The sequence below is a fragment of the Vibrio sp. V09_P4A23P171 genome, from assembly GCF_963875615.1.
In the GTDB taxonomy this organism is placed as follows: domain Bacteria; phylum Pseudomonadota; class Gammaproteobacteria; order Enterobacterales; family Vibrionaceae; genus Vibrio; species Vibrio anguillarum.
In genome coordinates this window covers 55,464-80,341 of record NZ_CAWNMR010000022.1, presented here as the reverse complement: position 1 = coordinate 80,341, position 24,878 = coordinate 55,464, and the positions used below count along the sequence as shown (strand labels likewise).

Below are 24,878 nucleotides of genomic sequence, written 5' to 3'. Positions count from 1 at the left end.
GAAGGAAAGGTTTCTGGGGCGCAGTGCCTCTTTTAGCTTTCATCTTCGGTTGGCTCTAAGGGTAACTCTTCGATCACAATGGGTTCTTTGGGACCTAAAAATTTAGGTTGAGTATTCGTGATATAGAGATCTAAAAATGCTTTCGTACGAGCAAAGACCTCACGCAGCCTCACTTTAAAACCAGAACGAGTTGTTGGCCCTGCAACCGCTAAACACTGAGCATTAATGTTATGGTAGTTGGCAATAAAGAGTGCTCGCTCACAATGAAATTGTTGAGAAATGATCAAAAAATTGTCGGTTTCGAAGATACGTTTTGCGCGAACAATGGAGTCCAAAGTACGAAACCCTGCATAATCTAAGTAAATATGTTCGCTCGGGATCCCAGCGCGCAGCAGATCGCGTTTCATCGTCCACGGTTCATTGTACGAACGGTGAGCATTATCACCACTGAGTAAAAACCCTTTTACCTTGCCTTGCTCATACAAAGCGATCGCGGCTTCAATTCGGTGGGTATAGTAGTCATTGAGCGTTTTACCCAAGTACTTACTGGTTCCAAGTACAACAGCGACTTGGAATTGACCGACTTGATTTTGCTCGGTGACGATTTGTTTTTCGGCTTGCCAACTGACCCAGCGATCAATGCCAAGCACAAAAAGGCTTGAAATGAACAACAGTACAGACACGTAGCGAAGCAGCGTGTGAACCCGCTTTTTCCAAATAGGGCGAGAGTGATTTGAAGATGAAAATTTTAACACTAAATTTGACGGTTCCTTTGTGCCCAGATCCCGATAGCAATAAAGCAGAGCATAATAATGCTGAACATCATGCCTGATTCTAACTGCGAAAGTGTCCGAGCAAGGTAAGGGCTCGCTTTGATGATCACCAAACCGTAGCCGAAAGCGTTAATCAATATAAACGTAAATGTGCGAACGACAAAGTGTTGGTTGCGCATTAGCTTGCGCATCGCGGCGTTAATCTCCCCACCGAGCATCACGAGCAAACAAGCGATCAATGCGGTTGATATCTCCGTTAAATACGGTGATAAGTAATGCCCTGCGGGCGCTAAAAAGTTCATCATATTGACTCACAGAAAAAGCCCCTAAACATCAGCCGAAGCTTAGGGGACAGCAGAGTAGTAGCTTAGAAAGCAGTGCGTTTGTAGCGGCGGTATACTGGCTGCCAAAAATGCTGCTCAATGGCGGTTTCTAACACATCATCTGGGATCTCCAGTGCAACGCCTTGCTCAATTGCTTTTTTCGCTACCGCAAACGCAATTTTCTTGGAAACGGAGTGAATGGCTTCCAGTGGTGGAAGTAACGCACCATGCCCATTAAGCGCCAGAGGTGAACAGTTGGCGAGTGCGCGGCTTGATTCCATCAGCATCTCATCAGTAACTCGACGTGCATTGACCGCCAGTACGCCTAAGCCGATACCAGGGAAAATATAGCTATTGTTGCATTGTGCAATTGGGTAGGTTTTACCGTTATGCAACACGGGAGCAAACGGGCTGCCTGTGGCGACGAGTGCTTCACCGTTGGTCCAACGGATAATGTCATTGGGCGTCGCTTCAACACGGCTGGTTGGGTTCGATAGTGGGAAAATAATCGGGCGTGGGCAGTGTTTATGCATCTCTGTGATAATCTCTTCACTGAATAGTCCCGGAGCCCCAGAAACACCAACCAACACCGTTGGCTTGCCATTTTTCATTACTTCCAATAATGAGAAACCATTACCTTCTGTATTCCAATCATGCGTGTCTTTGTTTTTTTGCACGAGGCGCTGTTGGAAATCAAGTAGGTTAGGCATTCCTTCTTGCAGCAGACCCCAGCGGTCAACCATATAGACTTGAGAACGAGCTTGAGCATCTGAAATACCTTCTGACACCATTTGCGCGATGATTGCTTCGGCAATACCACAGCCTGCAGAGCCCGCACCAAGAAAAGCGATACGTTGCTCGGAGAGTTGACTGCCCGCGGCTTTGCATGCGGCCAATAGCGAACCTACAGTCACCGCCGCAGTGCCTTGAATGTCATCGTTAAAACAACAAATACGGTTTTTATAACGCTCTAATAGTGGCATTGCGTTCTTTTGCGCAAAATCTTCAAATTGGATCAGTGCATCAGGCCAGCGACGTTGCACCGCTTGGATGAACTCTTCTACAAATGCATCATATTCGGCCCCGGTAATCCGAGGGTGACGCCAGCCCATGTACATCGGGTCAGCCAAGCGCTGTGGGTTATTGGTTCCAACATCGAGCAGGACCGGTAAAGTATAAGCAGGGCTAATACCACCACATGCGGTATAAAGTGCCAGTTTGCCGATAGGAATACCCATGCCACCAATTCCTTGGTCGCCCAAGCCGAGAATGCGTTCACCATCGGTCACTACGATAACTTTTACGTTATGGTTCGCTGCATTATTGAGTAAGTCATCGATGCGATCTCGATTCGGAAAGGAAATGAACAGACCGCGGCCGCGACGATAAATATTTGAAAAGTTTTCACATGCGGCACCCACCGTTGGTGTGTAGATGATGGGCATCATCTCAGTGATGTGGTTTTGTACTAAACGATAGAATAAGGTTTCGTTGGTATCTTGAATATTACGCAGATAGATATGCTTATCCATATCACTTTCAAAGCTGCAGTATTGTTGGTATGCGCGAACAACTTGTTCTTGTATCGTTTCCGTCGTTTCAGGAAGCAGGCCTTCTAAGTTGAAGGAACTGCGCTCTTCAGCACAAAATGCACTGCCTTTATTGAGCAAAGGCGTGCTGAGTAGAGCGGGGCCCGCATAGGGAATATAAAGAGGGCGTTTATCATTATTCATTGTCGGCCTATTTTAGGGTAGAAGGGAACTCAAAAATGATAACGGTTTACTCATGAGATTGTAAATAGACGAGCGGCGACACATGGCACAGAATACTGAAGAATGCCGATAAAAACGGTAGAATTCTCCGTGTTAATTGCTGAGGGCATCAATGTACACATTTTTGTCTATTGGTCTCCTTAAGCAGAGATTTCAAAAGTAGTGTTGAGCGATGATCACTTTAAGTGATAAAGCGACTTTTTGTTCACGGTTTGAAATATTAATCAATCAGACACATATGTCAGTAAGTCTGTTTATGCCTTGTTACAAACCTGGTTTTGATATAGCCAATCCATTCGGTTTTAAGGCATAAAAGACTGTTTTTTTATATCCTATTGCTATATGAACAATCATGGATGATATTGAGTACAGTGTGCTGCCAATTTGTCGGGGGACAAAATGAATACACAAGAAAGGAGACGGGTGGTGTTTGATTACACTACATTTCTTGGTGCGTCATGTAATAAGAAATGGACATTCCTCGAAGCCATGACGTCATTTGCACCGATTTTTGGTACGGTATGGAAAGACAGCATTAAAGAATTATCAAGCCCAGAGGATCGCCTATGGGAAATGGCGTTGAAGTCGTTATCAACACGCCGTAGTGATGAAGCGAATTTAATTTCACTGGTGAGATTGGCGAAATTAGAGGGGATTGAAGAGCTAAAATTAGTAATGCCGTATGCGTTGGATTCTGAACAGATCCAATTGATTCAAAATAAAAGCCAATCTTTGATAAAAAATACAAAACCAGATGAATTTCTTATCACCCTGTAAGGGTATAAACAGATAACGGGGCATATTTAATGCCCCGTTATTGTTGAGTGCTAGTCAATCAAGCCATATTGAGAACGCAGGATCGCAATGATCTCTTGCTTTGGGTTTCGGCTTAATACGATCGGTTGGCCAACAATTTTCTCTGCAATCGCAAGATAGGTGTTGGAAATATCCATTAATGCAGCCAAAGGCAGCGCATTATCACGTGCAAGCGCTTCTCGCTCAGCCATCCGTTCTTTATTGAGTAAAATATCTGGGTCAGGGAAGTAGTTGAGCAAGAATTGACGAAAACCCTCTTTCGAATTTTCCACAATACGTCCTTGCTGATAGGAAGCGCTGTCCCAGATGCGAGAAGAGTCCGGCGTACCCACTTCATCCATATAAATGAGTTTCTCAACGCCGTTGGCATCGGTGACATAACCAAACTCAAACTTGGTATCGACGAAAATTTGCTCTACTTGGCAGAGTGCATGGCTAATGACGCTGAAGCCTTCTTTTAATAGCTTTTCGTACAAGGCAATATCTTCGACACGACTGAAGTTAAAAGCGGCAAAATTCTCTTCAATATTATGACGTGAGATATTGACATCATCGGCTTCTGGAACACCGGGAATGCCTTTTAAGATGCCTTTGGTTGATGGTGTAATGAGCAGTTCTGGCAGTTTTTTATCTTTCTGCAAGCTTTCTGGTAATTGAATACCACAAAAATCTCGTTCACCTTTTTCGTAAGCACGCCACATTGAACCGGTAATATACTGGCGACAAATCGCTTCAATTTTGATTGGCTTGGCTTTTTGCACAATCCATACAAAAGGATGGGGAATATCTAAAATATGGCTATCGGCTAACCCGTTCTCTTGAAATAGCTTAAACCAGTGGTTTGAAATCGCGTTCAATGCCGCGCCCTTACCCGGTACACCTTTGATGCCACCTTCGGCATGCCAGATACAATCAAAAGCGGAAATACGGTCACTGATTACCATAATGGCTAAAGGTGCATCAGGAGCAACGTTGTAACCTTTTTCTTTGATCAAACGCTGGCTATCTTCTGGAGTTAGCCAATAAACAGAGCGAACTTTGCCGCTATGAACAGGTTGGTGAGTGCGAATTGGGAGGTCGTCATTGACGGCAAGGATTTGATCAGCAAGGCTCATTTAGACATTCCTATCTTTTTCAAACGTCATACAGAGAAGATATCGCTTAGCTCAACACTAATAAGGATATCGATAAACTGTGCGCATCATACCAGAACTATTTTCTGCTGCCAGATAAAAAGCAAACGATTGCCTTTTGTTTGAAAAATTAAGCAGTGGTGAGTTGAATTCAGGAGAAAAGATGCAGTTCTGAGCCGATAAAGCGGCAAACATTGAGATAAAAGCGAAGTAAATAGAGGGGCGATGGCTCGCCCAAAGCCACATATGTGACTTTGGGCGAGTAGCACTGAGGATTATTAGGTTTAGCTGAGTAAAATTAAAATAGTTCCTGTCAGTGTCATCAGTATATTGGCGATAGCATAGGTGCCGGCATAACCCAATGCGGGAATGGTCGATTTTGCGTAGTCGTTAACGATATCCATCGCTGGTGCGCAAGTTCGTGCACCGATAATCGCACCAAATAGAAGCGCGCGGTTCATTTTCAAAATGTACGCACCGACCAAATAGGCAAAGACGACTGGCACCACGCTGACTAAAAATGCAAGGCCGATCACTTGTACGCCCACTTCTGAGAGGTGCTGGAACATTTTCCCGCCAGCACTTAAGCCAATGCCTACCATAAAGAACATCAAACCTAGGTCTTTCACCATATTTAATGCCCCTTGCGGTACATAGCCGAAAGTGGGGTGGTTGGCTCGTAAAAAACCAAGCATAATGCCAGAAAGCAGTAGCCCAACCGCGTTGCCTAAACCGAAGGAGACTTGTCCAAAGGTCATGGTGATCAAACCAAACAAAATGCCGAGAATAAAGAAGCTACAAAAGGCGAGTAAATCGGCCATTTGACTATGGATAGAGATGAAACCGATTTTATCGGCCAAGCCTTGAACACGGCTTTTTTCACCACTGACTTGCAGCACATCACCTTTGGCAAGCACAATGTCTAAGTCCATTGGCATTTCAATTTGTGCGCGTATCACTCGGTTCAGGAAACAGCCATATTCGGATAAATTCAGATCCGATAGGCGTTTACCGGCAATACTGTCACTTTTTACGACAATTTCCTCTTCAGAGATGCGCAAATCAAGTAGGTTGCGATCAAACACCTCTTTGCCATTTCGAAAGCTAGGGTCTAGCCTTGCATGGCTGTCAGGGAAGCCAACCAGTGCAATTTCATCCCCTTCTTGCAAGATGGCGTCACCGTCAGGATGGGCAAGAATGCCATTACGTCGGATGCGTTCAATATAACAACCCGTTTGACGATAAATACCAAGCTCACGTAAATTGCGCCCATCAATCCAGTTGATCAACTCTTGACCAACGCGATAGGCACGGATGATGGGTAAATAGACTTTGCGTTGACAGCTGCCACCCAAACCACGCTCTTGAGCAATCTGTTGAGCAGAATCAGAGAGGTTTTGTTTTTGCAACTTAGGCAGTAACTTGGCAAACATGATCATACTGATAAGGCCAATTAGATAAGCCATCGCATAACCCACCGAAACATTATCTAAAATAAGGGATAAATCCATATTTCTTGGAATGGTGGCTAGCCCGGAGTTTAACGCATCTTGTGCGCCTACTAATACGGGGGTGGAGGTTAATGCACCTGCCATCATACCAGCAGCTAAGCCAAAATCGAGGCCGAGATAATAACTGCCAAAATAGGTAATCCAAGTGGCGGTAATGAGCACCACTAAACTTAAGATGAGATAATGTTTTCCGTCACGGAAAAATATGCCAAAAAAGTTAGGGCCAGCTTCAATGCCGACACAATAGATGAACAGCATGAAACCGATGGTTAAGGCTTCAGCATTGAAGGAAAAACCAAGGTGCCCCATGATGAGAGATGTAATTAACACCCCAATAGAGTTGCCCAGTTGTAAGCTACCAAAACGAATTTTGCCAAAACCAAGGCCAATCGCTAAGACAACAAAAATAAGAAGAATAGGGTTCTGATCAAGCAAAAGTACGACGTCGATATTCACGGCTCAACTCGTTATGTGTGCCAAGTGGGGTAGGTAAAGTGTGGGAATTGTATCTGAATATTGCAAAAAGATAAGTGAAATTTGTGACAATTGACATTTCATTGACTTAATTTGAGAGAAAGAGCCATTTATCTATAAATAGCAAAAACCCGCTAAAAATCAGCGGGTTTTTATGTTTCTTGGTTTTATTCGTCGAATAAGCCTAAATGTTCTTTCGCATAAGCTTCGAAATCAGTGCAACCACCGATGTGTTCTTGATCAATAAAGATTTGTGGCACAGTTTCAACTGGTTTACCCACTGTCTTTTCTAAATCAGCTTTGCTGATGCCTTCCGCGTGAATATCGACATAACGGTAGTTAAAATCATCGCGTTTTAATTTCAATGTTTCAGCGTGTTCTTTTGCGCGAACACAGTAGGGGCAACCAGGGCGGCCAAAAATAACAACGAACATAGCTTTCTCCTTCATTCTTGTTGCATGCAACTATGCCCGATTCAAGGTCGGAAATAAAGTGGCATTCACCAGTTACTTCAATAGGTAAAAGCTATTGCTTATTCCTTAATCAAAGCAAGCTTACCTCTCGATGGTGTTGGGAATAGATCAACAATGGCTTGGCTGTGACATGCCGCATAAACTTGTGTTTTTTATGTGGTTATTTGCTCCACATTGCACTGCATCAAAAAATTTTTTTAACGATAGGTGCACTCTAAACAGAGCTAATCTAGATGAGAGAAAAGGGAGTTATTCATGTTCCAATTTATGACGGCGACGCGGATCATTTTTGGAGAAGGAGCGTTATTGAATTCACTTTCTGTTCTTAACCAATATGGTTATAGCGTACTGCTGGTTTCGGGAAAAGAACAACAACGAGCTTCCCCTATTGTTCAATACCTGAAAATGCAGAATATGCGCTATCAGCATGTAGCTATTGTTGGTGAACCTAATATTACCATGGTGGAGGAAACGGCCGTTTTAGGCCGACGTTTTCAACCGGACATGGTCGTTGCTATTGGTGGCGGCAGTGTGATTGATATGGGCAAGGCACTCGCGGCAATCATTCCTAACCAAGGTAACGTTTATGATTATGTGGAAGTGGTTGGCCGAAATGTGCCGTTAAAGACAAAACCGCTGCCATTTATTGCTATTCCAACCACCGCCAGTACGGGATCCGAAGTCACGCGTAATGCTGTGTTGAAATCGGGACAAGACAAAGTAAAAGTAAGCTTGCGCAGCCCAGATATGCTGGCAGATGTTGCGATTGTTGACCCCACGTTGACCTATGGTACCGACAGTTACACATCTGGCAGAGGCGCAATGGATGCTTTTACGCATTTAATGGAAGCCTATGTGTGTGGTGAACCCAATCCACTCACCGATATGGTGTGTGAAGAGGGGCTGCGCAAACTCAGTCGTTCTATATTGCCAGCGTGTCGAAAAGATGATCATAAAGCGCGAGCGGATCTCTCTTTTGCAGCAATGCTTGGAGGAATGGCAATTACCAATGCAAAGCTTGGCGCTGCACATGGCTTGGCATCGGCATTGGGAGGAAAACTTGATGCCCCACACAGCGTGATCACGGCGCGTTTAGCCCCTCATGTTATGCGAGAAAACATTCGATCAGCGCAAAAAGCAGGGCGAAATGATGTACTTACACGTTATAAAAAAATCGCTCAAATCGTGACTGGCAGAACAAATGTTCACGTTGAAGATGGCGTGCTGTGGGTGAAAATGATGTTAGATAAGTTGCAACTGCCTAAACTCAACCAGTTTGGTGTGTGCAATACGTCGTTTGAGCGCGTGGCGTTAGACGCTTTAAAGTCGGTCGCGATTAAAGGTAACCCTTTGCCTTTAACACAAGAAAGGTTAATCCATATATTAAATCAAGTTTGCGAGTGCCAAGGTGAGTGTGAGGAGTGGCAACCGAGTTCATCCAATCAGGTAGAAGTTAGGCATGATCCCGTCGCGCCTGAAAGTAGCAAGCAAAGTTGATAAAAAAACGGAGCAATTGAGCTCCGTTCTAACGATTATTTTAGGATCGCGATTATCTTAGAACTGTGACAGCTTATCGTAGCGCGAGTCTTTTAGTACATCCTTGACGCGTTTAAGATTTTCACGAAAACCAGAGCCACGGCGCAGGGTGAAACCAGTAGCCAGTACATCAATTACCGTCATTTGCACCACACGGCTTGCCATGGGCATATAGACGTCAGTATCTTCAGGTACGTCAAGAGAGATCGACAACGAGCTTGCTTTGTCCAGCGGTGAATCTTTTGCCGTAATCGCAATGACAGTCGCACCATTTTCGCGCGCAAGATTGGCTATTTCCACTTGGCTTTTAGTACGACCTGTATGCGAAATCAAAACAATTACGTCATTGTCGGTACAGTTGATACAACTCATGCGTTGCATCACGATATCTTCAAAACAAGTGATCGGAATGTTAAAGCGAATAAATTTGTTTTGGGCATCTTTTGCTACAGCAGAAGAGGCTCCTAAACCGAAGAAAGAGATCCGTTTTGCTTGTGTGAGTAAGTCAACTGCACGGTTAATTTGCATTGGATCCAAGCTGTTTTTAGCCACATCCAAACACGCCATAGTCGATTCGAAAATCTTATGGGTGTAGGCGTCTGGGCCATCATCTTCTTCAACATTTCGGTTTACATACGGAGTTCCGTTAGCAAGGCTTTGCGCTAAATGAAGCTTAAAGTCGGGAAAGCCTTTGGTGTCGAGTCGTCGACAAAAGCGGTTTACCGTTGGTTCACTGACATCGGCCATTTTGGCGAGCGTCGCAATACTTGAGTGAATCGCGGTTTGGGGCGAAGCCATAATTACTTCGGCGACTTTACGTTCCGACTTGCTAAAGTTTTCCAGGTTTTTTTGAATTTTTTCTAATGTATTCATAGTGTTCACGCGGGCGAAGAGAACAACTCGTTGGTTTTACCCGGTCGCCCTTTGGGGGGATTGGAAATAACACATTTCCAAAAAGGTAAGTTAAACCAACGCCATGCAATGAGTATAAACCTAGGATGTAGATTTCCGTAACAATTCAAGTTAACAATTGATGAGAACATGACAAGCCTCAAACAAAATTTCATGAAAACTACAGAATTTAGATTTAAATCGATGATTAATGGAAATTTCCAGCTCATTAATGATGTATTAGTTACAGCAAAAAGAAATAAATTTTCAATTCGCTGTAACTTACAGGGATTCTAGCTGATGATTTTTTGAGCAAGCTGCTCAATTTTGGCCATCAAATTAGGGGCTAGCGTGGCAATATGTCGCTGCTCATCTAAGATCGAGTGCAAGATAGCGTGTGTTGTTAGCGGGTTGGCTAGTACCACGCGAAATACGATGGTATCAAGCTTGTCCCAGCGTTCTGGGTTTAAACGAGTTCGAGAGACAAATGAACGCCCCGTTTCCCTCTGTTTTTTCTGCACAAACTGGGTGATTTCATTTAGCAACTCGTTCAGTTCTGCTTTTTGATTGGGTAAGGCTTGTTGCAGTGCTTGGCGAACAAAAGCAGGAATATAGCGATAGGTTAAAAGACACAGTTCGGGTTCAGAAATCAGTTCAAAATCGTCTTGTTCTTTAATTAGATCGGCGAAATAGCGAGCTTTAGCTAGGCTTTGGTCAATCAATAATTCGTAGCCAGGGCGACTAATAATGTGCATGCTAGCGTACACCAACATGGCCATACCTGAACGAGAACCTTCTAACGTATGGCTGCCTAGATCTTTTGAACCTTTCCGCAAAATATACTGCGCATGGTGCTCAATTGAATGCATAGCATCAGGCTTTTTGAATAGTACCATGCCTGCACCCATAGGGATGTAGAGCTGTTTATGTGCATCAATTGTGACGGAGTCAGCCAACTCAATACCATTGAGTAAGTGTCGGTGATTATTCGACATTAATGTTGCACCGCCCCAAGCGGCGTCTACGTGAAAATGACAACCTTCTTGCTGACAAATATTGGCGATATCTCTTAAGGGATCAATGTTGCCTGTTTCTGTCGTTCCGGCGACGCCAACAACCGCAAAAGGTTTAATTTTCTGGCTTTTTAGGTGTGCCATTTGGGCTTTCAAATCTTGTGGGCATAAGCGGTTGTTGTGGTCGGTTTTTACACAAACCAAGCCTTCTTGGCCGATACCCAATACGTCAGCGGCTTTCTTTAAAGAGTAATGGCCACGATCAGACACTAAAATGGCTAACCCGTGGTAACCATAATGACGCATGGCTTTAAACAGCCCCTCTTTTTCGACGCCTTGGAAATCACCATCGGCTTTCAAAGCATTATTACGAGCCACCCACAATGCCGTGATATTGGCAATTGTTCCGCCAGAGCAAAATGCACCGAGCGAATGATTAGCGCTATGCATCCATTGGCTGTAAAAAGCGTCGTTTTTTTGATAGATCAAACGATGCAACATACCCAAAACCTGCCGTTCTAGCGGTGTAAACGCTTTTGACGTTTCAATTTTGACTAAGTTTTGATTCAGCGCAATCATGATCTTTGATAACGGCATCAAGAAATATGGCAGTGCAGATGTCATATGACCAATAAAGCTAGGAGCCGAGGTATGCACTGAATGAGCGACTAAATTATCCAACAAATGCTGAGTATGTTCTGAAACGAACTCCGGTGACTCTGGAATTTGCGGATTAGAGAAATCTTTTTCGATCTCTTTGAGTGGTTTTTCTTCAGCGACAATATGTTCACGCAAGAAGAGGTTCAAATTGCGCGATAGCTCTTGGTCTATTTTTGTCAGTGTTGAGTCGGGGCCTTCGGGCACAGTGAAGATCCGTAACAAGCTCTCGAAACTCACATTTGCAGTTTTTTGTTCTGATACCATACAGCTTCGTTATTTTGATTTTATGGAATGCGAGCGGCACAATCTAAACGAAAACGGGACAGTTGTCCCGTCTTAATTCGGCTAGAGTAGAGGCGGCGACTAGTTACAGACTTTCTTTTCGATCAAGGCGATGGCATCGTTATATTTATTCAACGCAGCTTCGATCTGCTTCGGATGACTGAGCAATTCGGCTAAAGCTGAACGTAATTCATAGTTTTTTTCGTTAGGCTTTGCTTGGCGATCTTCATAGGTGATTTTAGCAATGTGGCCGAGATCATCACTGCGTGAGGCCAATACTTTAATGTCGTGCTGTTCTAGTTTTAACCAAGCTTCTACAGGTTGCGAGGTGGCGACTTTAGAAGGATCGTTGCTTAGGTAATAGTGGACTGCCGCACGGCTTAATTCAAAGTGATGCTGGCGTCCTTGCAGAAACCATTGGCTAACTTCAGTAAGTTCAGGATATTGCGCGGTCGTTAAGTCTGCGAGATCACTATACCAATGGAGAGACGCGTCGACATAAGCGTCATATTTTTCGGATAAGCATTGGTTATCAGCAGCGAGAGCAACATTCGCTGAAGTTGAGAGCAGTAGGGCAACGAGAACACGTTTCATAAATCTTCCTTTGGGCTTTGTTATTGTGTGGGAGTTTTCTACTCCCTATTGTTAGTTTAAATGAAGGCTAAAGTGATTCCTGAGATCTAGCCTGCAAGTGATACAAAGAACAGCATAAGAATAGGCACCAGTAGGCTGAGAATAAACCCACTGACAATCGCGATCGGTACGCAACGAACCCCGCCAGTTGTCTGGATCACGGGCAAGGTGAAATCCATCGCGGTTGCCCCAGCATAGCCGATGGCAGAGCAAGGTTTGGTTCGGATTAGCATGGGGATCATCACTAAAGCAACCAGTTCTCTAAGTAGCTCTATCATGAAAGAGGCACCACCATAGACGGGGCCGAAAGCATCACCCATTAAAATCCCGGCAAGTGAATACCATCCAAAACCGGAAGCCATGGCTAGTCCTCGATAAATTGGGATATCAAGAATCATGGCCGCAATGATCCCCCCAATCCAAGAGGTCAATATAATGACTAATGCGATGACCATTCCGTATTTATTGAGCAAAATTTGTCGTAGAGTTAAACCACTATTTCTCAACTGAATACCAATAAAGAAAAGTAATACGAACAAGATCCATTCACTGGCAGTGCTCACCCAACTTAAATCGAATCCTAATACAACCCCAAGCGCCAATCCTCCACCGACAACCACAATCAGCTTTACGGATTCTAACGCCATGCTAGATAGTGGCAGTTTTGAATGGTTCGCATCGGTTTTTATGGGTAGGAATTTGTCAATAAAAGGCAAGACCAACAAGTTGCAAGCACCGATCATCAAGAAAAATACGGTGGTAAATTTGAGTATCAACTGTAGGTTACTGCCCAAGTTATCGAGGGCTGCCAAGCTTAAACCCATCAGAAACAGAATGACGTAAACTAACCAAGACGTGGCTTTATTTAATGCTGCTAGCCACTGTTGATTGGCAATAGAAAATAGATACCCCACTATTAGTGGGGCAAAAATAAATAACATCCCTGAGAACATCTCATCCTCTGATTATTTTGGGTTTAGAAGCCGCTTGCGTTGATCACATCATTGAGTTTTGATTTGAATTCAAGCTCACTAAGGTTACTTAAGTTGTATAGCACCTCAGCTCCGGTCGCATTTATTTCGACGTCATGCTCTTCAATCTCTTCATCTTGACGACGAAACAGTAAAAGATGGTGAGCAATACGTGCCACATCAAGGTAACTGACTTCGTGAGAAGATGCGACTAAAGATTGATTTCCTGCTACTTCAAGGAAATCTGAGTCGAACCCCCAACTTCTTAACACAAGCTGACTGGTTTTTGAACATCGCGACTGAAAAATCTGTAGGGCGATGTCTTGATCGAGATAGTTGCCTTTCTCAAGATATAAATGATATTCGTGTACCAGACAAAACAAGCCAATATCCGCAAGTAGACCGACAAGTAAGGCTTTTTCCTGCTCTAAATGTTGATATCGGCTTGGTTCTAGCTGTTTAAATGCATGAGTTACCATCACCATGGTTGCGCCAAGCTCTCGCGATATGGCGGCGCTATTAACCAATATTTTATTGCATTCTTTGCTTAAGTTTATGGAGTGCTTTAACTGCTCAATCGCTTGGGCTGTTACAATGTCGCGTACTCGTAGTATGCCTAAGCGTGATACAGCCGTGACTAAATCCGTACAGGTAATATTTCGACGATTAAAGACAACAGAGTTTGCTACGCGTACTACAATTGCAGTCAGTCCGGGATCTTCAAGTAGACAATCGGCGACATCTGAAATTTCAGTAGATTCTAATGTACATAAGCGCTGTATTTTTAGAACAACATCAGGAATAGGAGGAAGTGAAATTTTTCCTGTGCTGAGTGAGTGTTCAACCAATTGAGAAAATTCACTTTCTAACCCTTGGATGAGCATTTGATGATGATCTGGAAGCCAGTAAAAAGATAGATGATTCATAATTTTGTGCTCGATCTGTACTGAAGGCATTTTACCGTCTGCTAACCCAAATAAGCAATCAATTCACCGTCAATCGCATTAATTTGTTTTCTTGATGTATTAATCTTAATACGTTAATGGAAAGCGTATGTGTCAAAAAAATTTATTCATAAACACAATGATGTGATTTCTATCTCATAACTCTGCTGAGATATGTCTATTGATGTGATGTATGCCCAGACTTATTTTGTATCGTTAACTATGATAGTACCCATATTAAGCAAGCTAATACTAAACTACTACAAGCTTGTTACTAACTTACTCTTTTTATTCGCAAAAATACGCTGCTATCTGGTGATCACTATTAATCGGGGAACTTGATTAAGGATCAATGGATATGATTGAGCATGCATTTTTCAATTACGTTATTAAATTTGGCGCATTTCAAAAGCGTTCAATGTTTGGCGGTGTTGGGCTTTTCCAAAAAGAAGCGATGTATTCACTGATTAGTGAAGAGTCTGTTTTTATTCGTGGAGGTGAAGAGCTCGATGATGCACTCACAAAATTAGGCTGCGAAAAATACAAACACGTTAAAAAGCAGACCACAGCAACCGTTAATTATTATGATATTACTGAGCTTTTTGTGAGCAATCATGAGAGCCTAGATACGATCATTGAACGTTCCATTCGCTATTCTGTTGAGCAACGTAGCTTTCAAAAATCCTCTGCAAGCCGTCGACTACGTGACTTACCAAACATGCAGTTAACGTTAGAGCGTATGGTTAAAAAAGCGGGCATTAATGATGTGGAAACGTTCATGCGCTTAGGTGCTCCTACGATATTTTCTAAAGTGAGAAAAACGTACGGTAGTGACGTCGATGTAAAACTACTGTGGAAGTTTGCTGGTGCGATCGAAGGTATTCATTGGAAATTGCTGCAAGAGCCTCGCAAGCGTCAATTATTAGAAAGCTGCTCATGACGCTGACAGTTTTGTAGCACTGTTATTAAATAAATAAAGATAGTTATCAAATAAAAAGCCGAGACGTAAGACTCGGCTTTTTATTGTATTTAGCTTACACCTAGAACTTAAAACGAGTCGTAAACATCAGCTGATCGCCGTAAGCATCATTGATACGAGCTTCGGCACCGAGAGAGAACAGTTCTGTAGAATGAAAACGGGCATAAACAGACGCAATCCAGTCATCATTGTCATCGATAGAGACAAAGCCACCTTTGCCACCAACTTCCAACTGTGGTCCAAGCCATTGACGTACGCCAAGGTTTAATTCCATTCCTGTATCGGCGCTTTTATTATCGCGGGTATCTACGAGGCGTAATAGCATTTCACCCGTGAAGTCAGCCCAGTTGTTAATAGGAGCATGAAAGCCAAAACCTGCGGCTGCGTCAAAATCACCTTCAAACTCAGAGTCTATACGACCAATAACATGTGCATTTGGGTGAATTGATTTGCTCATCGCAGCACCAAAGGTGACTGGACTTGCTCCAATACGAGCTTCGATATAGTCATAACTAAAATTGCTCATGACGGATGGGCTATTTCGGTCTATTTCTGCCAGTGTTTGGCCTGAGGCTAGCAGCAAAGCGGCTGCAATGATTGTTTTACGCATAGTCACTATAAACCTATATTTTTAGTTTATTTCCATGGTCAGTCGCGGAATACCCGCGGTGACATTAAAGAATTTAGACATCATAGTGCATAGATTGACATTGTCGCCATTAAAAAGTGTCATTCTTTTGTTGTCTTCGCAAAAAATAAGCAAAGAGAGTGCCATTTCTTCGTTAGGATATTTTATTCACCAAAACTGATGCGGTTTTGTGCGATCGCATTGAAGATTTTCTCGGCATCCAAGACTCTGGCCCAAGGCATTAAATCTGATTCGTTTTCAATCATATATTGTGTTAATTGATCTTTGATAACATCGCGAAGTTTGTTCCCATCCCAAGGTTTGGCTACATAAAAATGTAGGCTGGCATGATTCACCGCTTCTACGGTGTCTTCTAGCCCTGCTTGGCCTGTTAGTAGTACTTTGCGTGTATGTTGCGTCTCTTCATTGTGGCTTAATTCAATTAAGAAACTAATGCCTGTTTGTTCGGGCATAATGTGATCGCACAAAATTAAAGCCAGCTTGATATTTTGAGCTTGGTGATCGGCAATCACTTCTTTTGCCTCTGCAACAGATTCTGCGGCTTCTAAGATAAAAAACTCTTCAAATTCGTCGAGGTCTTGTATGACGCTGTCCAATACTTCACGTTCATCGTCCACGCATAAGATCAAAAATTTGTTCATGATATTCTCCTTAATCATCAGCACGACAAGTTATCGACTAACTGGCAGCCATACCGTCATTGTCGTGTATTTATCCTGTTCAGATTGAACATCGATCCAACCTTGATGCTGGTGGACTATTTGTTGGCAGACAGAAAGCCCAATACCGAGCCCAAAGTTACCTTCTTTTTTCGTCGTGTAATTTAATGTGAAGATACGCTCTTTCTGCTCGTACGGGATCCCACAACCATTATCCGTGAAACTAATGGTTACAAAAGATTGATTACCCTGTTTTGCTAATGTGGTTGCAATGTGCAGTACGCCATTGGCTGGGAAGGCATCAATAGCGTTGGAAATGAGGTTTGTCCATACTTGTTGTAATGCAATCGGCTGACAGGTAATCAAAGGTAAGTCGGCATACTCTTTCTCAACTTTGTGGCGCTTAAGACGATTTTCGAAAATAACCAGAGTGTCTTCAATACCTTCATGAATATTGACCTTGTGCAGCGCTTCATCATCAGGGCGAGCATACCCTTTAAGGCTTCGTACCATATCGGCGATGCGTTGTGCACAAACATTGATAGAACGAAGTGTACTACCTGTTAGGAAATAGTTTTCTAACTGTTCCAGTGTTTCTAACGTTTTTTCGGGATCGTGTTTAGCTGATTGTCGGAGCGCAAGATCATCATCTAGATTGAGTTTGACCAATTTTTTCGCGATCAAACGATGATGAATTTCATTTTCTATGGCTTTAGCGCGTGCCCGCTCTTCTGATGTAGAAGTAGGTTTGGCTGAAAGTGCATTCCTTAATAGTTGGCTGCCTTTATGTTGCAGATTTTTATGTTCAGTCTCTTGGACTAAGTGCTCAATCTTGTCTGACAATGTTTCGGTTCCACGTAAAATTGCGGCGACAGGATTGTTTAGTTCATGAGCGACGCCTGCAACAAGCTGACCGAGCATGGCCATTTTTTCCCGCTCGATTAATTGCTGATGAGCTGACTCAAGTGATTCGAGCGTTTTTTGTAGTTGCAATTTAGTGTTAATACTGCGTTGTAAGCGGCGGTTAAAATGGCGGAGCAACAAGTTAGTAAATAGGGGCAATAGCCGAGTATCCGAATGCATGACTTTTGCAAACACATCTCGGTCTAGTTTAATCACATCGGTTTTAGTCAGGGTGACGGCAGTAGAAAAAGATTTCTCACCAGTCACAAAAGACATACCACCGACAATGTTGCCTTTTTTGTGGCGAACCACTTCTCTTTGTTGCCCTAAATCATCTTTTTTATACAGGGCCACTTCACCTTCAGTGATGAACCAAAGAAAGCGGTTCTCTTCTCCCTCTTTGGTAAGAAAGTGATTAGTGGAGTATGTACGGCAGGCGCGAGTTTCATCTTCATTTTCAAAAAATTGGTGTAAAGCACCAATTACTTGTTCAGCCAGTTCTGTATCAGAAAGCTTGTGGTAATCGGAGATAAAACCATCTCGATAACTGCGCATTTTATTATCGATGTGCGCGCGTAAGATGCGCTGTTGATCAAGTATTGTGCTGTAGTTGAGAATGTTGTCTTTATCGTGATCTAAGATGTAGGTCGTGAGCTCTTTTTGGACGGTTTTATAGAGCACGTTATTTTGTAGTGGCTTAGTGAGGCAGTGATCTAATCGCCCCTCATTGACGGCGGTGAGAATGGCTTGAATATCTTGTCCGCAGCTTATCAGCACTTTCCGCGCTGAACGCGTGTGGATTGATTTATCGAGTTGAGTCAAAAAATCCGCACCATCAAACTGCTCATGGTGACTGGCAATGACCAATGCAATCGTTTGTTGCTGCTCGTGCAAATATTCTAGGGCTTGCTCAGCTTCATCTATGGTGTCCGCTGTATGAAGATCAAATTTAGCGGCGAACGGAGCTAACTCAGCTCGCAACTGTTCTGTGCTGATTGGGTTATTGTCTAAACAAAGTAGTGCGTAATGGTTCACACAAGCCTCTACTGTCATCGCTGTTTTGACTACTGTAGCAAGTATTACGCAGTGGGTTTGAGAGCTAGGTTTTAGAATTTCTCATCACATCTTAGCAATACTCTGACCTAACTCCATGTTTTGGTTTTCAATTGTTTACGGTAGACTGGGTAAAATCTTCAGGAATGGAACGCTATGAAACAGTTAAAAATCATTGGTGCGGTTGGTGGTGCTATCGTCTTAGCAGCATGTTGGCCGTTGGCTGTCGGGCAAATCGGTGAAAAGGTGATCACTAACGGTATTGCAAATATCTCTTCAGGTTCAATCGAGGCGGACATTGTCAGTTATAAGCGCGGTTACCTTTCATCAACCGTGCAAACCCGCTATCAGATTGCAGATAAAACGCTCAAACAACAGTTTGTTGCCGATGGTTTACCGACCCAAGTTTTAGTCAATAGCGAGGTTAAGCATGGCCTGTTGAGTTTAACAGCAACATCCGTTATAGCTGATCAAGAAAATCTACCATTGACGATGACCAGTATCACGCAGTTGAATGGCAATACTCAATACACTGTGGCGCTAGACAGTTGGCACTACCAAAGTGAAGATGGCGAGATGACGTTTTCGACAACGCCCGCCACATTGAAAGGTGATATTTCGGTGCTAGGTGAAATCACTTATCAACTCAATGTTCCTTCTGTTGAGTTGGATTTTACCAGTGGTGAAAAAATGATGCTTTCACAGCTAACTGGTCAAGGTATAGGTAAACAAGATAAAGGCTTCTGGCTAGGACAACAGTCATTGGCGTTAGCAAAAATTAATCTTGTCGATGGCCTAGGTGAAAATACGCTGAGTATGGACAACATGCGTTATTCCTTTGATTCGGTATTAAAAGGAGAGCCTTCTCGTTTTGATAGTAATCACTTGATTGAGATGGATAAATTAACTTATAGCGAAGGCGAGGTGAAGGACCTCAATCTTTATTTTACCTTGGGTGATTTAGATGGTGACGCTTTTGAGAAGCTTTCAACGCTTTACCAAAACAGCCCAGAACTTTCTGATGAGGACATTCAGCAAGCACTACCTTATGTGCAATCATTATTCGAGAAAGGTTTTTATCTATCGATGAATAAAATGGCGCTAAAAGTTGGCCAAGGTGAGTTTGAATCAAACTGGAAGATAGCGGTTCCTGAAGGGACAAATAATGTGGTGCAAGATCCGAGTACCATTTTACCAGCCTTAACCGGCCACATTGATACCTTCATTTCTGACCAGCTGGTTGAAGATTTTCCTTTTATCCAGCAAGGTATTGATGAGCTTGTTGTGATGGAAATTATGCAGCAAACCGATCAAGGATATCGACTCCAAGCTGAACTGAAAGAGGGCAACTTGGAATTTGAAAATGGCAACCAAATGCCGCTATTGACACTATTACTTCCGGCATTGATGCGATAGCGAACGGCGCTCAAGCAAACGATTTCGCGAGTTTTAGCAATCAGTAAGAGAAAAGAGCCGATAGAAGCTCTTTTCTCGCTTTTTATCCACATCAAAAAGTGGTATTAATCACATTAATTGTCGATAGCAGGAGCAAGGAACTCATGGAATCAAATCAAGCGGGCCCAGTCTATAATTTCAGCGCAGGCCCAGCAGCCTTACCTAAAGCCGTGATGGAAAAAGCGCAAGCCGAGTTTATTAACTGGAACGAGCTTGGCACGTCCGTTATGGAAATTAGTCATCGCAGTAAACCTTTTATTCATGTTGCTCAAGAAGCGGAGCAAGATCTGCGAGATTTGCTTAATATCCCGAGTAATTACAAAGTATTATTTTGTCAGGGTGGAGCGCGCGCTCAGTTTGCGGCGGTGCCTTTAAATTTATTAGGCGATGCGACTAAAGCGACCTATATTGATGCGGGTTACTGGGCTGAAAGTGCGGTCAAAGAAGCGAAGAAATATTGTGAAATCGATGTTTTCAACGCCAAAGTGACCAAAGAGGGCAAAACAGCGGTATTACCAGCCAGCGAATGGAAAATCGATCCTGAGTCGGCTTACGTGCATTTTTGTCCGAATGAAACGATAGATGGTATTGAGATTAATGATTTACCAGATACAGACAAACCGATTGTAGCTGATATGTCATCTACGATTTTGTCGCGCCAAATAGACGTCTCAAAGTACGGGGTCATTTATGCGGGAGCGCAGAAAAACATTGGGCCAGCGGGGATCTGTATTGCGATTGTTCGTGATGATTTGCTTGATTTAGCCAGTGATGTGCTACCGACTATATTGAATTATAAAGTGCAAGCTGAACAAGATTCTATGTTCAACACGCCGCCTACGTTTGCGTGGTATTTGTCGGGTCTCGTGTTCAAGTGGCTAAAAGGGCAGGGTGGTGTCGCGGCGATTGAGAAAATCAACCGCGAGAAAGCAGCGCTGCTTTATAACGCAATTGATGAGTCACCTTTCTATCGCAATACCATTCACCCAGACAACCGTTCACTGATGAATGTGCCTTTCCAATTAGTGAAACCAGAGTTGGATAGTACGTTTTTAGAGTTGGCTGAAGCACGTGGTTTAGTCTCGCTGCAAGGTCACCGAGTCGCGGGTGGTATGCGTGCCTCGATTTACAATGCGATGACACTGGAAGGCGTTCAAGCCTTAGTTGATTTTATGCAAGAGTTTGAACAGCAGTACGCCTAACGTTTTTTATGGTATCAAAAATGATATAACATAAAATACGACCTTAAAAAACAAAGCCCACTAAGTGGGCTTTGTCATTAATTGGCTAGATTGAAGAGCATTACAATTTGTCAGTTAACTCAATTGCTTGGCCAATGTAGTTGGCTGGTGTCATCTCTTTCAAGCGTGCTTTTTCAGCTTCAGGTAGCGCAAGGCCATCAATAAAGTGGCGCATTGCTTCACCATCGACTCGCTTACCGCGCGTGAGTTCTTTCAATTTTTCGTACGGTTTTTCGATGCCGTAGCGGCGCATAACCGTCTGCACTGGTTCAGCAAGGACTTCCCAGTTTTTATCGAGCTCAGCAAGCAGCGCATCACGGTTCACTTCCAGTTTACTGATCCCTTTTAGCGTTGAAGTGTAGGCGATGATCGCATAACCAACACCCACACCAAGGTTACGCAGCACGGTTGAATCTGTTAAGTCACGTTGCCAGCGAGAGATAGGCAGCTTTTGTGCTAGGTGATTGAACACGGCATTAGCAAGGCCTAGGTTGCCTTCTGAGTTTTCAAAATCGATCGGGTTGACTTTATGTGGCATTGTCGATGAACCAATTTCACCCGCAATGGTTCTTTGTCTGAAGTGGCCCAAAGCGATATAGCCCCAAATGTCACGATCGAAGTCGATCAGAATAGTATTGAAGCGGGCAACGGCATCAAATAGCTCTGCGATGTAATCATGTGGCTCAATTTGTGTGGTATAAGGGTTCCACGCCACACCTAGCGATTCAGTGATAAACTCTTCGCTAAAGGTATGCCAGTCGAGTTCTGGATAGGCTGAAAGGTGAGCGTTGTAGTTACCTACTGCGCCGTTTACTTTTGCGAGAATCTCGATATTGGCAATCTGCTTATATTGGCGTTCCATACGGTACGCTACGTTAGCCATCTCTTTACCCATAGTACTTGGTGATGCTGGCTGTCCGTGGGTACGAGACAATAACGGAATATCGCGATACTCTTCTGCTAAGTGACGAATCGCATCAATAATGTTGCGCATTTCAGGAAGAAGCACGGTATCGCGCGCTTCTTTGAGCATTAGCGCGTGAGATGTGTTGTTGATGTCTTCTGAAGTACAAGCAAAGTGAATGAATTCATTAACGGCGTGCAGCTCAGGAACACCCGCTACTTTTTCTTTTAAGAAATACTCTACAGCCTTAACATCATGGTTCGTTGTGCGTTCAATTTCTTTAATACGAGCGGCATCTTCTTCGCTAAAATTGTCTGCTATCGCATTAAGAAATTGATTGGCTTCATCACTGAATGCTGGAACTTCGGCAATTCCAGCAGTGGCTGAAAGCTTCTGTAACCAACGAATTTCAACAATGGTCCGATACTTGAGGAGACCAAACTCACTAAAGATACTGCGTAACGCAATCGTTTTACTTCCGTAGCGGCCGTCTACCGGTGAAACAGCAGTCAAGGCTGACAGTTCCATGTTTTTCTCCTGAATTTTGAGGTTAAGTGTGAGAGTGAATTCTTTGCGTCAATATTAGACTCGAGCTAATAAAATCTGAGCTTGTTCGATCATTTTCTTACGACCGAAGATCAGATGGCGACGCTTTCCTCCAACCTGACGCCACAAGACAGCGCAACGAATTCCTGAAAGGAGTAAGGCGCGCACTTTGTGCTGGGTTGAAGTTTGTTGAAGTATGGTAGGGGTTCCAGTGACTTGGATTCTCGGGCCAATAGGGCTGATAACATCCAAGTAGATACTGGCAAGGTTGCTGATCATCTGATCATCAAGCAAGTCAAAATGGTTGACTTGACGTTCAATCGTTTGAATACGATCGCCCAGCTGTGACATCGCATCACGACGAGCGCTTAATTTACGCTCTAATGCCATCAGGCTAATGATATAGCGAGTGATTTCACTCCCTGATGGCGTGCTATCAATACCTTTCACCAAACATTCGAGGCCAATTTTTAAGTTGGCCTCAGAGCCGAAGACATCAAGTGTATTGTTTGGATTAGTACTTAAGATAGCCGTTAGAGAAGTTTCAAACGCGTCTGAATCACAGTGACCATTTTTTGCTACGTGTTGCACTAAAGCGACAGCTTGGCAGATACCCGCAAAAGCGATGGTACGGTCATAAAGGGTGTTAGCCACGTTTATTACTCCTAAGTTGTTTAAATTCGCTGCTCAATAATTCCACCGCCAAGACACACATCGCCTTGATAGAAAACCGCGGATTGACCAGGCGTGACGGCCACTTGTGGCTCATCAAAAATTACTTTAATGTTTTCATCATCAATAGGGATGATGGTACACGCTATATCCGTTTGACGGTAACGCGTTTTTACCGTGCAGCTTAGCGTTGCTTGGATTGGTGTACGATCAACCCAGTGTAATTGGGAAGCGATCAAGCCATGAGATTTCAATAATGGGTGATCAGCGCCTTGGACTGCAATCAAAACGTTACGTTTAAGATCTTTATCAGCGACATACCATGGGTCTTCGTTACCGCCACCGCCTTTTTGGCCACCAATGTGTAACCCTTTGCGTTGACCTAAAGTGTGGTACATCAGGCCTTGATGTTCACCAATAACGAGACCTTCTGGTGTTTCAATTTTACCCGGTTGTGCTGGTAAATAGCGAGACAAGAAGTCGGTAAATTTGCGCTCGCCGATGAAACAGATACCGGTTGAATCTTTTTTCTTCGCCGTCACCAAACCTTGTTCTTCCGCAATGCGTCGAACTTCGGGTTTTTCTAAATCACCCACAGGAAATAAGCTACGAGCCACTTGTTCATGGCTTAATGTATAGAGGAAGTAGCTTTGGTCTTTGTTGTTGTCCAAGCCGCGCAGCATTTGTGGTTTGTCATTACCTTCAGGGAAGGTGCGTCGAACATAGTGGCCCATGGCGATATAATCGGCATCTAACACTTCATCTGCAAACTCTAAAAAGGCTTTAAACTTGATTTCTTTGTTACAAAGAATGTCTGGGTTGGGAGTTCGCCCTGCTTTATATTCCTCAAGGAAATATTCAAATACGTTGTCCCAATATTCGGCGGCAAAATTAATGGTATGAAGAGGGATGTCTAACTTATCGCACACGGCTTGTGCATCGGCTAAATCTTCCGCCGCTGTACAATATTCCTCGTTATCATCTTCTTCCCAGTTCTTCATGAACAGGCCTTCGACTTGATAACCTTGCTCTTTGAGAAGATACGCCGAAACGGAGGAGTCAACACCACCGGACATGCCGACGATGACTTTCTTTTGGCTGTTTGCGCTGCGGTTGTCTGACATTACTTAATACCACTCAATTGACTTGGTCGCAGATTCTAGCAGAAAGATTTTCGTCGCGACAGATCCGAGACAGCAATCACACTTCTATCTGGTTTAATTGGCGTCGTATCTGTCAATGTCAGCAGAAATTAGTTTTAGAATTCTACAATGGCTTATGGCATAGTGCGTGCCATTTTAAAGCGTAATAAAAGGCCACAAAATGCAAGATGACAATCAGATTATGGATGACGCATTCCTCATCGAAACAGTAGAGAATCAACTCGCGGACGGAAATCCGTTAAAGGTCAAAGAAACCTTGATGCGCTTGATGATGACAGGTCACTCAAGGGAGGATGCCGTTGCCTCTATTGCTTGTGCGCTTGCAATTGAGATTTTTGATGTGATGAAAAACGAAGGGCAATTTGACCTAAAACGCTATTCAGAGCATTTAGATAGGTTACCTGATCTCAGCTTTATGGAAGGTGAATAAAAATAATCAAGAGCAAACG

23 protein-coding genes are annotated in these 24,878 nt (G+C 43.5%); 6 read left to right on the top strand and 17 right to left on the bottom strand.

Annotated features, from left to right (window positions below; translation table 11 throughout):
• Positions 1-32: 32 nt before the first annotated feature.
• The 3 genes from AACT23_RS08240 to AACT23_RS08230 all read right to left on the bottom strand — a co-directional run bounded on the left by AACT23_RS08240 (position 33) and on the right by AACT23_RS08230 (position 2,829).
• Positions 33-782, bottom strand: coding sequence for a SanA/YdcF family protein (locus AACT23_RS08240; RefSeq protein WP_176428685.1), 750 nt, complete (start codon positions 780-782; stop codon positions 33-35).
• The gene (locus AACT23_RS08235) at positions 755-1,078 is read right to left on the bottom strand and encodes a DUF3392 domain-containing protein (RefSeq protein WP_017042030.1); all 324 of its coding nucleotides are present in this window, start codon (positions 1,076-1,078) and stop codon (positions 755-757) included. The genes AACT23_RS08240 and AACT23_RS08235 overlap by 28 nt, the downstream gene beginning before the upstream one ends.
• A gap of 62 nt (positions 1,079-1,140) precedes the next feature.
• On the bottom strand, positions 1,141-2,829 hold the full coding sequence (locus AACT23_RS08230; RefSeq protein ID WP_094129409.1) for an NAD-dependent malic enzyme: 1,689 nt from the start codon (positions 2,827-2,829) through the stop codon (positions 1,141-1,143).
• Between the two features lie 438 nt (positions 2,830-3,267).
• Between AACT23_RS08230 and AACT23_RS08225 the strand changes: the two genes are divergently transcribed.
• Positions 3,268-3,645 carry a hypothetical protein gene (locus AACT23_RS08225; RefSeq protein WP_026028036.1) on the top strand — a complete coding sequence of 126 codons (378 nt, stop codon included), beginning with the start codon at positions 3,268-3,270 and terminating at the stop codon, positions 3,643-3,645.
• Positions 3,646-3,695: 50 nt separating this feature from the next.
• On the opposite strand, the gene AACT23_RS08220 is transcribed toward AACT23_RS08225, so the two are convergent.
• The 3 genes from AACT23_RS08220 to AACT23_RS08210 form a co-directional block, all read right to left on the bottom strand.
• Positions 3,696-4,799, bottom strand: coding sequence for a phosphoribosylaminoimidazolesuccinocarboxamide synthase (locus AACT23_RS08220; RefSeq protein WP_094129406.1), 1,104 nt, complete (start codon positions 4,797-4,799; stop codon positions 3,696-3,698).
• Positions 4,800-5,101: 302 nt separating this feature from the next.
• Positions 5,102-6,784: an aspartate:alanine antiporter gene (locus AACT23_RS08215; RefSeq protein ID WP_094129403.1), complete on the bottom strand. Its 1,683-nt coding sequence runs from the start codon at positions 6,782-6,784 to the stop codon at positions 5,102-5,104.
• A 185-nt stretch (positions 6,785-6,969) separates the two neighbouring features.
• Entirely contained in the window at positions 6,970-7,236 is a 267-nt protein-coding gene (locus AACT23_RS08210) for a GrxA family glutaredoxin (RefSeq protein ID WP_010320195.1), read from the bottom strand.
• A 294-nt stretch (positions 7,237-7,530) separates the two neighbouring features.
• Here AACT23_RS08210 and AACT23_RS08205 point away from each other — a divergent pair, with 294 nt between their 5' ends.
• A complete protein-coding gene (locus tag AACT23_RS08205; RefSeq protein WP_094129400.1) occupies positions 7,531-8,772 on the top strand; it encodes an iron-containing alcohol dehydrogenase in 1,242 nt (413 codons plus the stop codon).
• A gap of 57 nt (positions 8,773-8,829) precedes the next feature.
• On the opposite strand, the gene AACT23_RS08200 is transcribed toward AACT23_RS08205, so the two are convergent.
• The 5 genes from AACT23_RS08200 to AACT23_RS08180 form a co-directional block, all read right to left on the bottom strand.
• Positions 8,830-9,684, bottom strand: coding sequence for a MurR/RpiR family transcriptional regulator (locus AACT23_RS08200; protein ID WP_010320194.1), 855 nt, complete (start codon positions 9,682-9,684; stop codon positions 8,830-8,832).
• A 311-nt stretch (positions 9,685-9,995) separates the two neighbouring features.
• On the bottom strand, positions 9,996-11,639 hold the full coding sequence (gene panP, locus AACT23_RS08195) for a pyridoxal-dependent aspartate 1-decarboxylase PanP (protein WP_094129397.1): 1,644 nt from the start codon (positions 11,637-11,639) through the stop codon (positions 9,996-9,998).
• A 99-nt stretch (positions 11,640-11,738) separates the two neighbouring features.
• On the bottom strand, positions 11,739-12,251 hold the full coding sequence (locus AACT23_RS08190; RefSeq protein WP_013857115.1) for a hypothetical protein: 513 nt from the start codon (positions 12,249-12,251) through the stop codon (positions 11,739-11,741).
• Between the two features lie 86 nt (positions 12,252-12,337).
• The gene (locus tag AACT23_RS08185) at positions 12,338-13,243 is read right to left on the bottom strand and encodes a lysine exporter LysO family protein (RefSeq protein WP_017047741.1); all 906 of its coding nucleotides are present in this window, start codon (positions 13,241-13,243) and stop codon (positions 12,338-12,340) included.
• Between the two features lie 23 nt (positions 13,244-13,266).
• On the bottom strand, positions 13,267-14,187 hold the full coding sequence (locus AACT23_RS08180) for an HDOD domain-containing protein (protein WP_176428679.1): 921 nt from the start codon (positions 14,185-14,187) through the stop codon (positions 13,267-13,269).
• Positions 14,188-14,557: 370 nt separating this feature from the next.
• Between AACT23_RS08180 and AACT23_RS08175 the strand changes: the two genes are divergently transcribed.
• Complete coding sequence (locus AACT23_RS08175) at positions 14,558-15,145, top strand: TfoX/Sxy family DNA transformation protein (protein ID WP_094129391.1); 588 nt, start codon at positions 14,558-14,560, stop codon at positions 15,143-15,145.
• A 100-nt stretch (positions 15,146-15,245) separates the two neighbouring features.
• Here AACT23_RS08175 and AACT23_RS08170 read toward each other — a convergent pair whose 3' ends face one another.
• From AACT23_RS08170 to AACT23_RS08160, 3 genes are all read right to left on the bottom strand, one after another.
• Positions 15,246-15,794, bottom strand: a complete 549-nt coding sequence (locus tag AACT23_RS08170) for a hypothetical protein (protein WP_026028575.1) — start codon at positions 15,792-15,794, stop codon at positions 15,246-15,248.
• A gap of 182 nt (positions 15,795-15,976) precedes the next feature.
• Positions 15,977-16,474, bottom strand: coding sequence for a response regulator (locus AACT23_RS08165; RefSeq protein WP_026027604.1), 498 nt, complete (start codon positions 16,472-16,474; stop codon positions 15,977-15,979).
• Between the two features lie 30 nt (positions 16,475-16,504).
• Positions 16,505-18,430 carry an ATP-binding protein gene (locus AACT23_RS08160; protein ID WP_170899151.1) on the bottom strand — a complete coding sequence of 642 codons (1,926 nt, stop codon included), beginning with the start codon at positions 18,428-18,430 and terminating at the stop codon, positions 16,505-16,507.
• Positions 18,431-18,604: 174 nt separating this feature from the next.
• Between AACT23_RS08160 and AACT23_RS08155 the strand changes: the two genes are divergently transcribed.
• The gene (locus tag AACT23_RS08155) at positions 18,605-19,864 is read left to right on the top strand and encodes a DUF945 family protein (RefSeq protein WP_094129385.1); all 1,260 of its coding nucleotides are present in this window, start codon (positions 18,605-18,607) and stop codon (positions 19,862-19,864) included.
• 143 nt (positions 19,865-20,007) lie between these two features.
• Positions 20,008-21,105 carry a 3-phosphoserine/phosphohydroxythreonine transaminase gene (serC, locus tag AACT23_RS08150; RefSeq protein ID WP_026028828.1) on the top strand — a complete coding sequence of 366 codons (1,098 nt, stop codon included), beginning with the start codon at positions 20,008-20,010 and terminating at the stop codon, positions 21,103-21,105.
• Positions 21,106-21,205: 100 nt separating this feature from the next.
• Here serC and purB read toward each other — a convergent pair whose 3' ends face one another.
• Genes purB through mnmA form a run of 3 tightly spaced genes read right to left on the bottom strand, consistent with a single transcriptional unit; the run spans position 21,206 to position 24,390 of the window.
• Positions 21,206-22,576, bottom strand: a complete 1,371-nt coding sequence (gene purB, locus AACT23_RS08145; protein ID WP_013857106.1) for an adenylosuccinate lyase — start codon at positions 22,574-22,576, stop codon at positions 21,206-21,208.
• Positions 22,577-22,630: 54 nt separating this feature from the next.
• Positions 22,631-23,248, bottom strand: coding sequence for a high frequency lysogenization protein HflD (hflD, locus tag AACT23_RS08140; RefSeq protein ID WP_013857105.1), 618 nt, complete (start codon positions 23,246-23,248; stop codon positions 22,631-22,633).
• A 20-nt stretch (positions 23,249-23,268) separates the two neighbouring features.
• Positions 23,269-24,390, bottom strand: coding sequence for a tRNA 2-thiouridine(34) synthase MnmA (gene mnmA / locus AACT23_RS08135; RefSeq protein ID WP_013857104.1), 1,122 nt, complete (start codon positions 24,388-24,390; stop codon positions 23,269-23,271).
• Between the two features lie 199 nt (positions 24,391-24,589).
• Between mnmA and AACT23_RS08130 the strand changes: the two genes are divergently transcribed.
• Positions 24,590-24,859, top strand: a complete 270-nt coding sequence (locus tag AACT23_RS08130; protein ID WP_013857103.1) for a hypothetical protein — start codon at positions 24,590-24,592, stop codon at positions 24,857-24,859.
• Positions 24,860-24,878 lie beyond the last annotated feature (19 nt).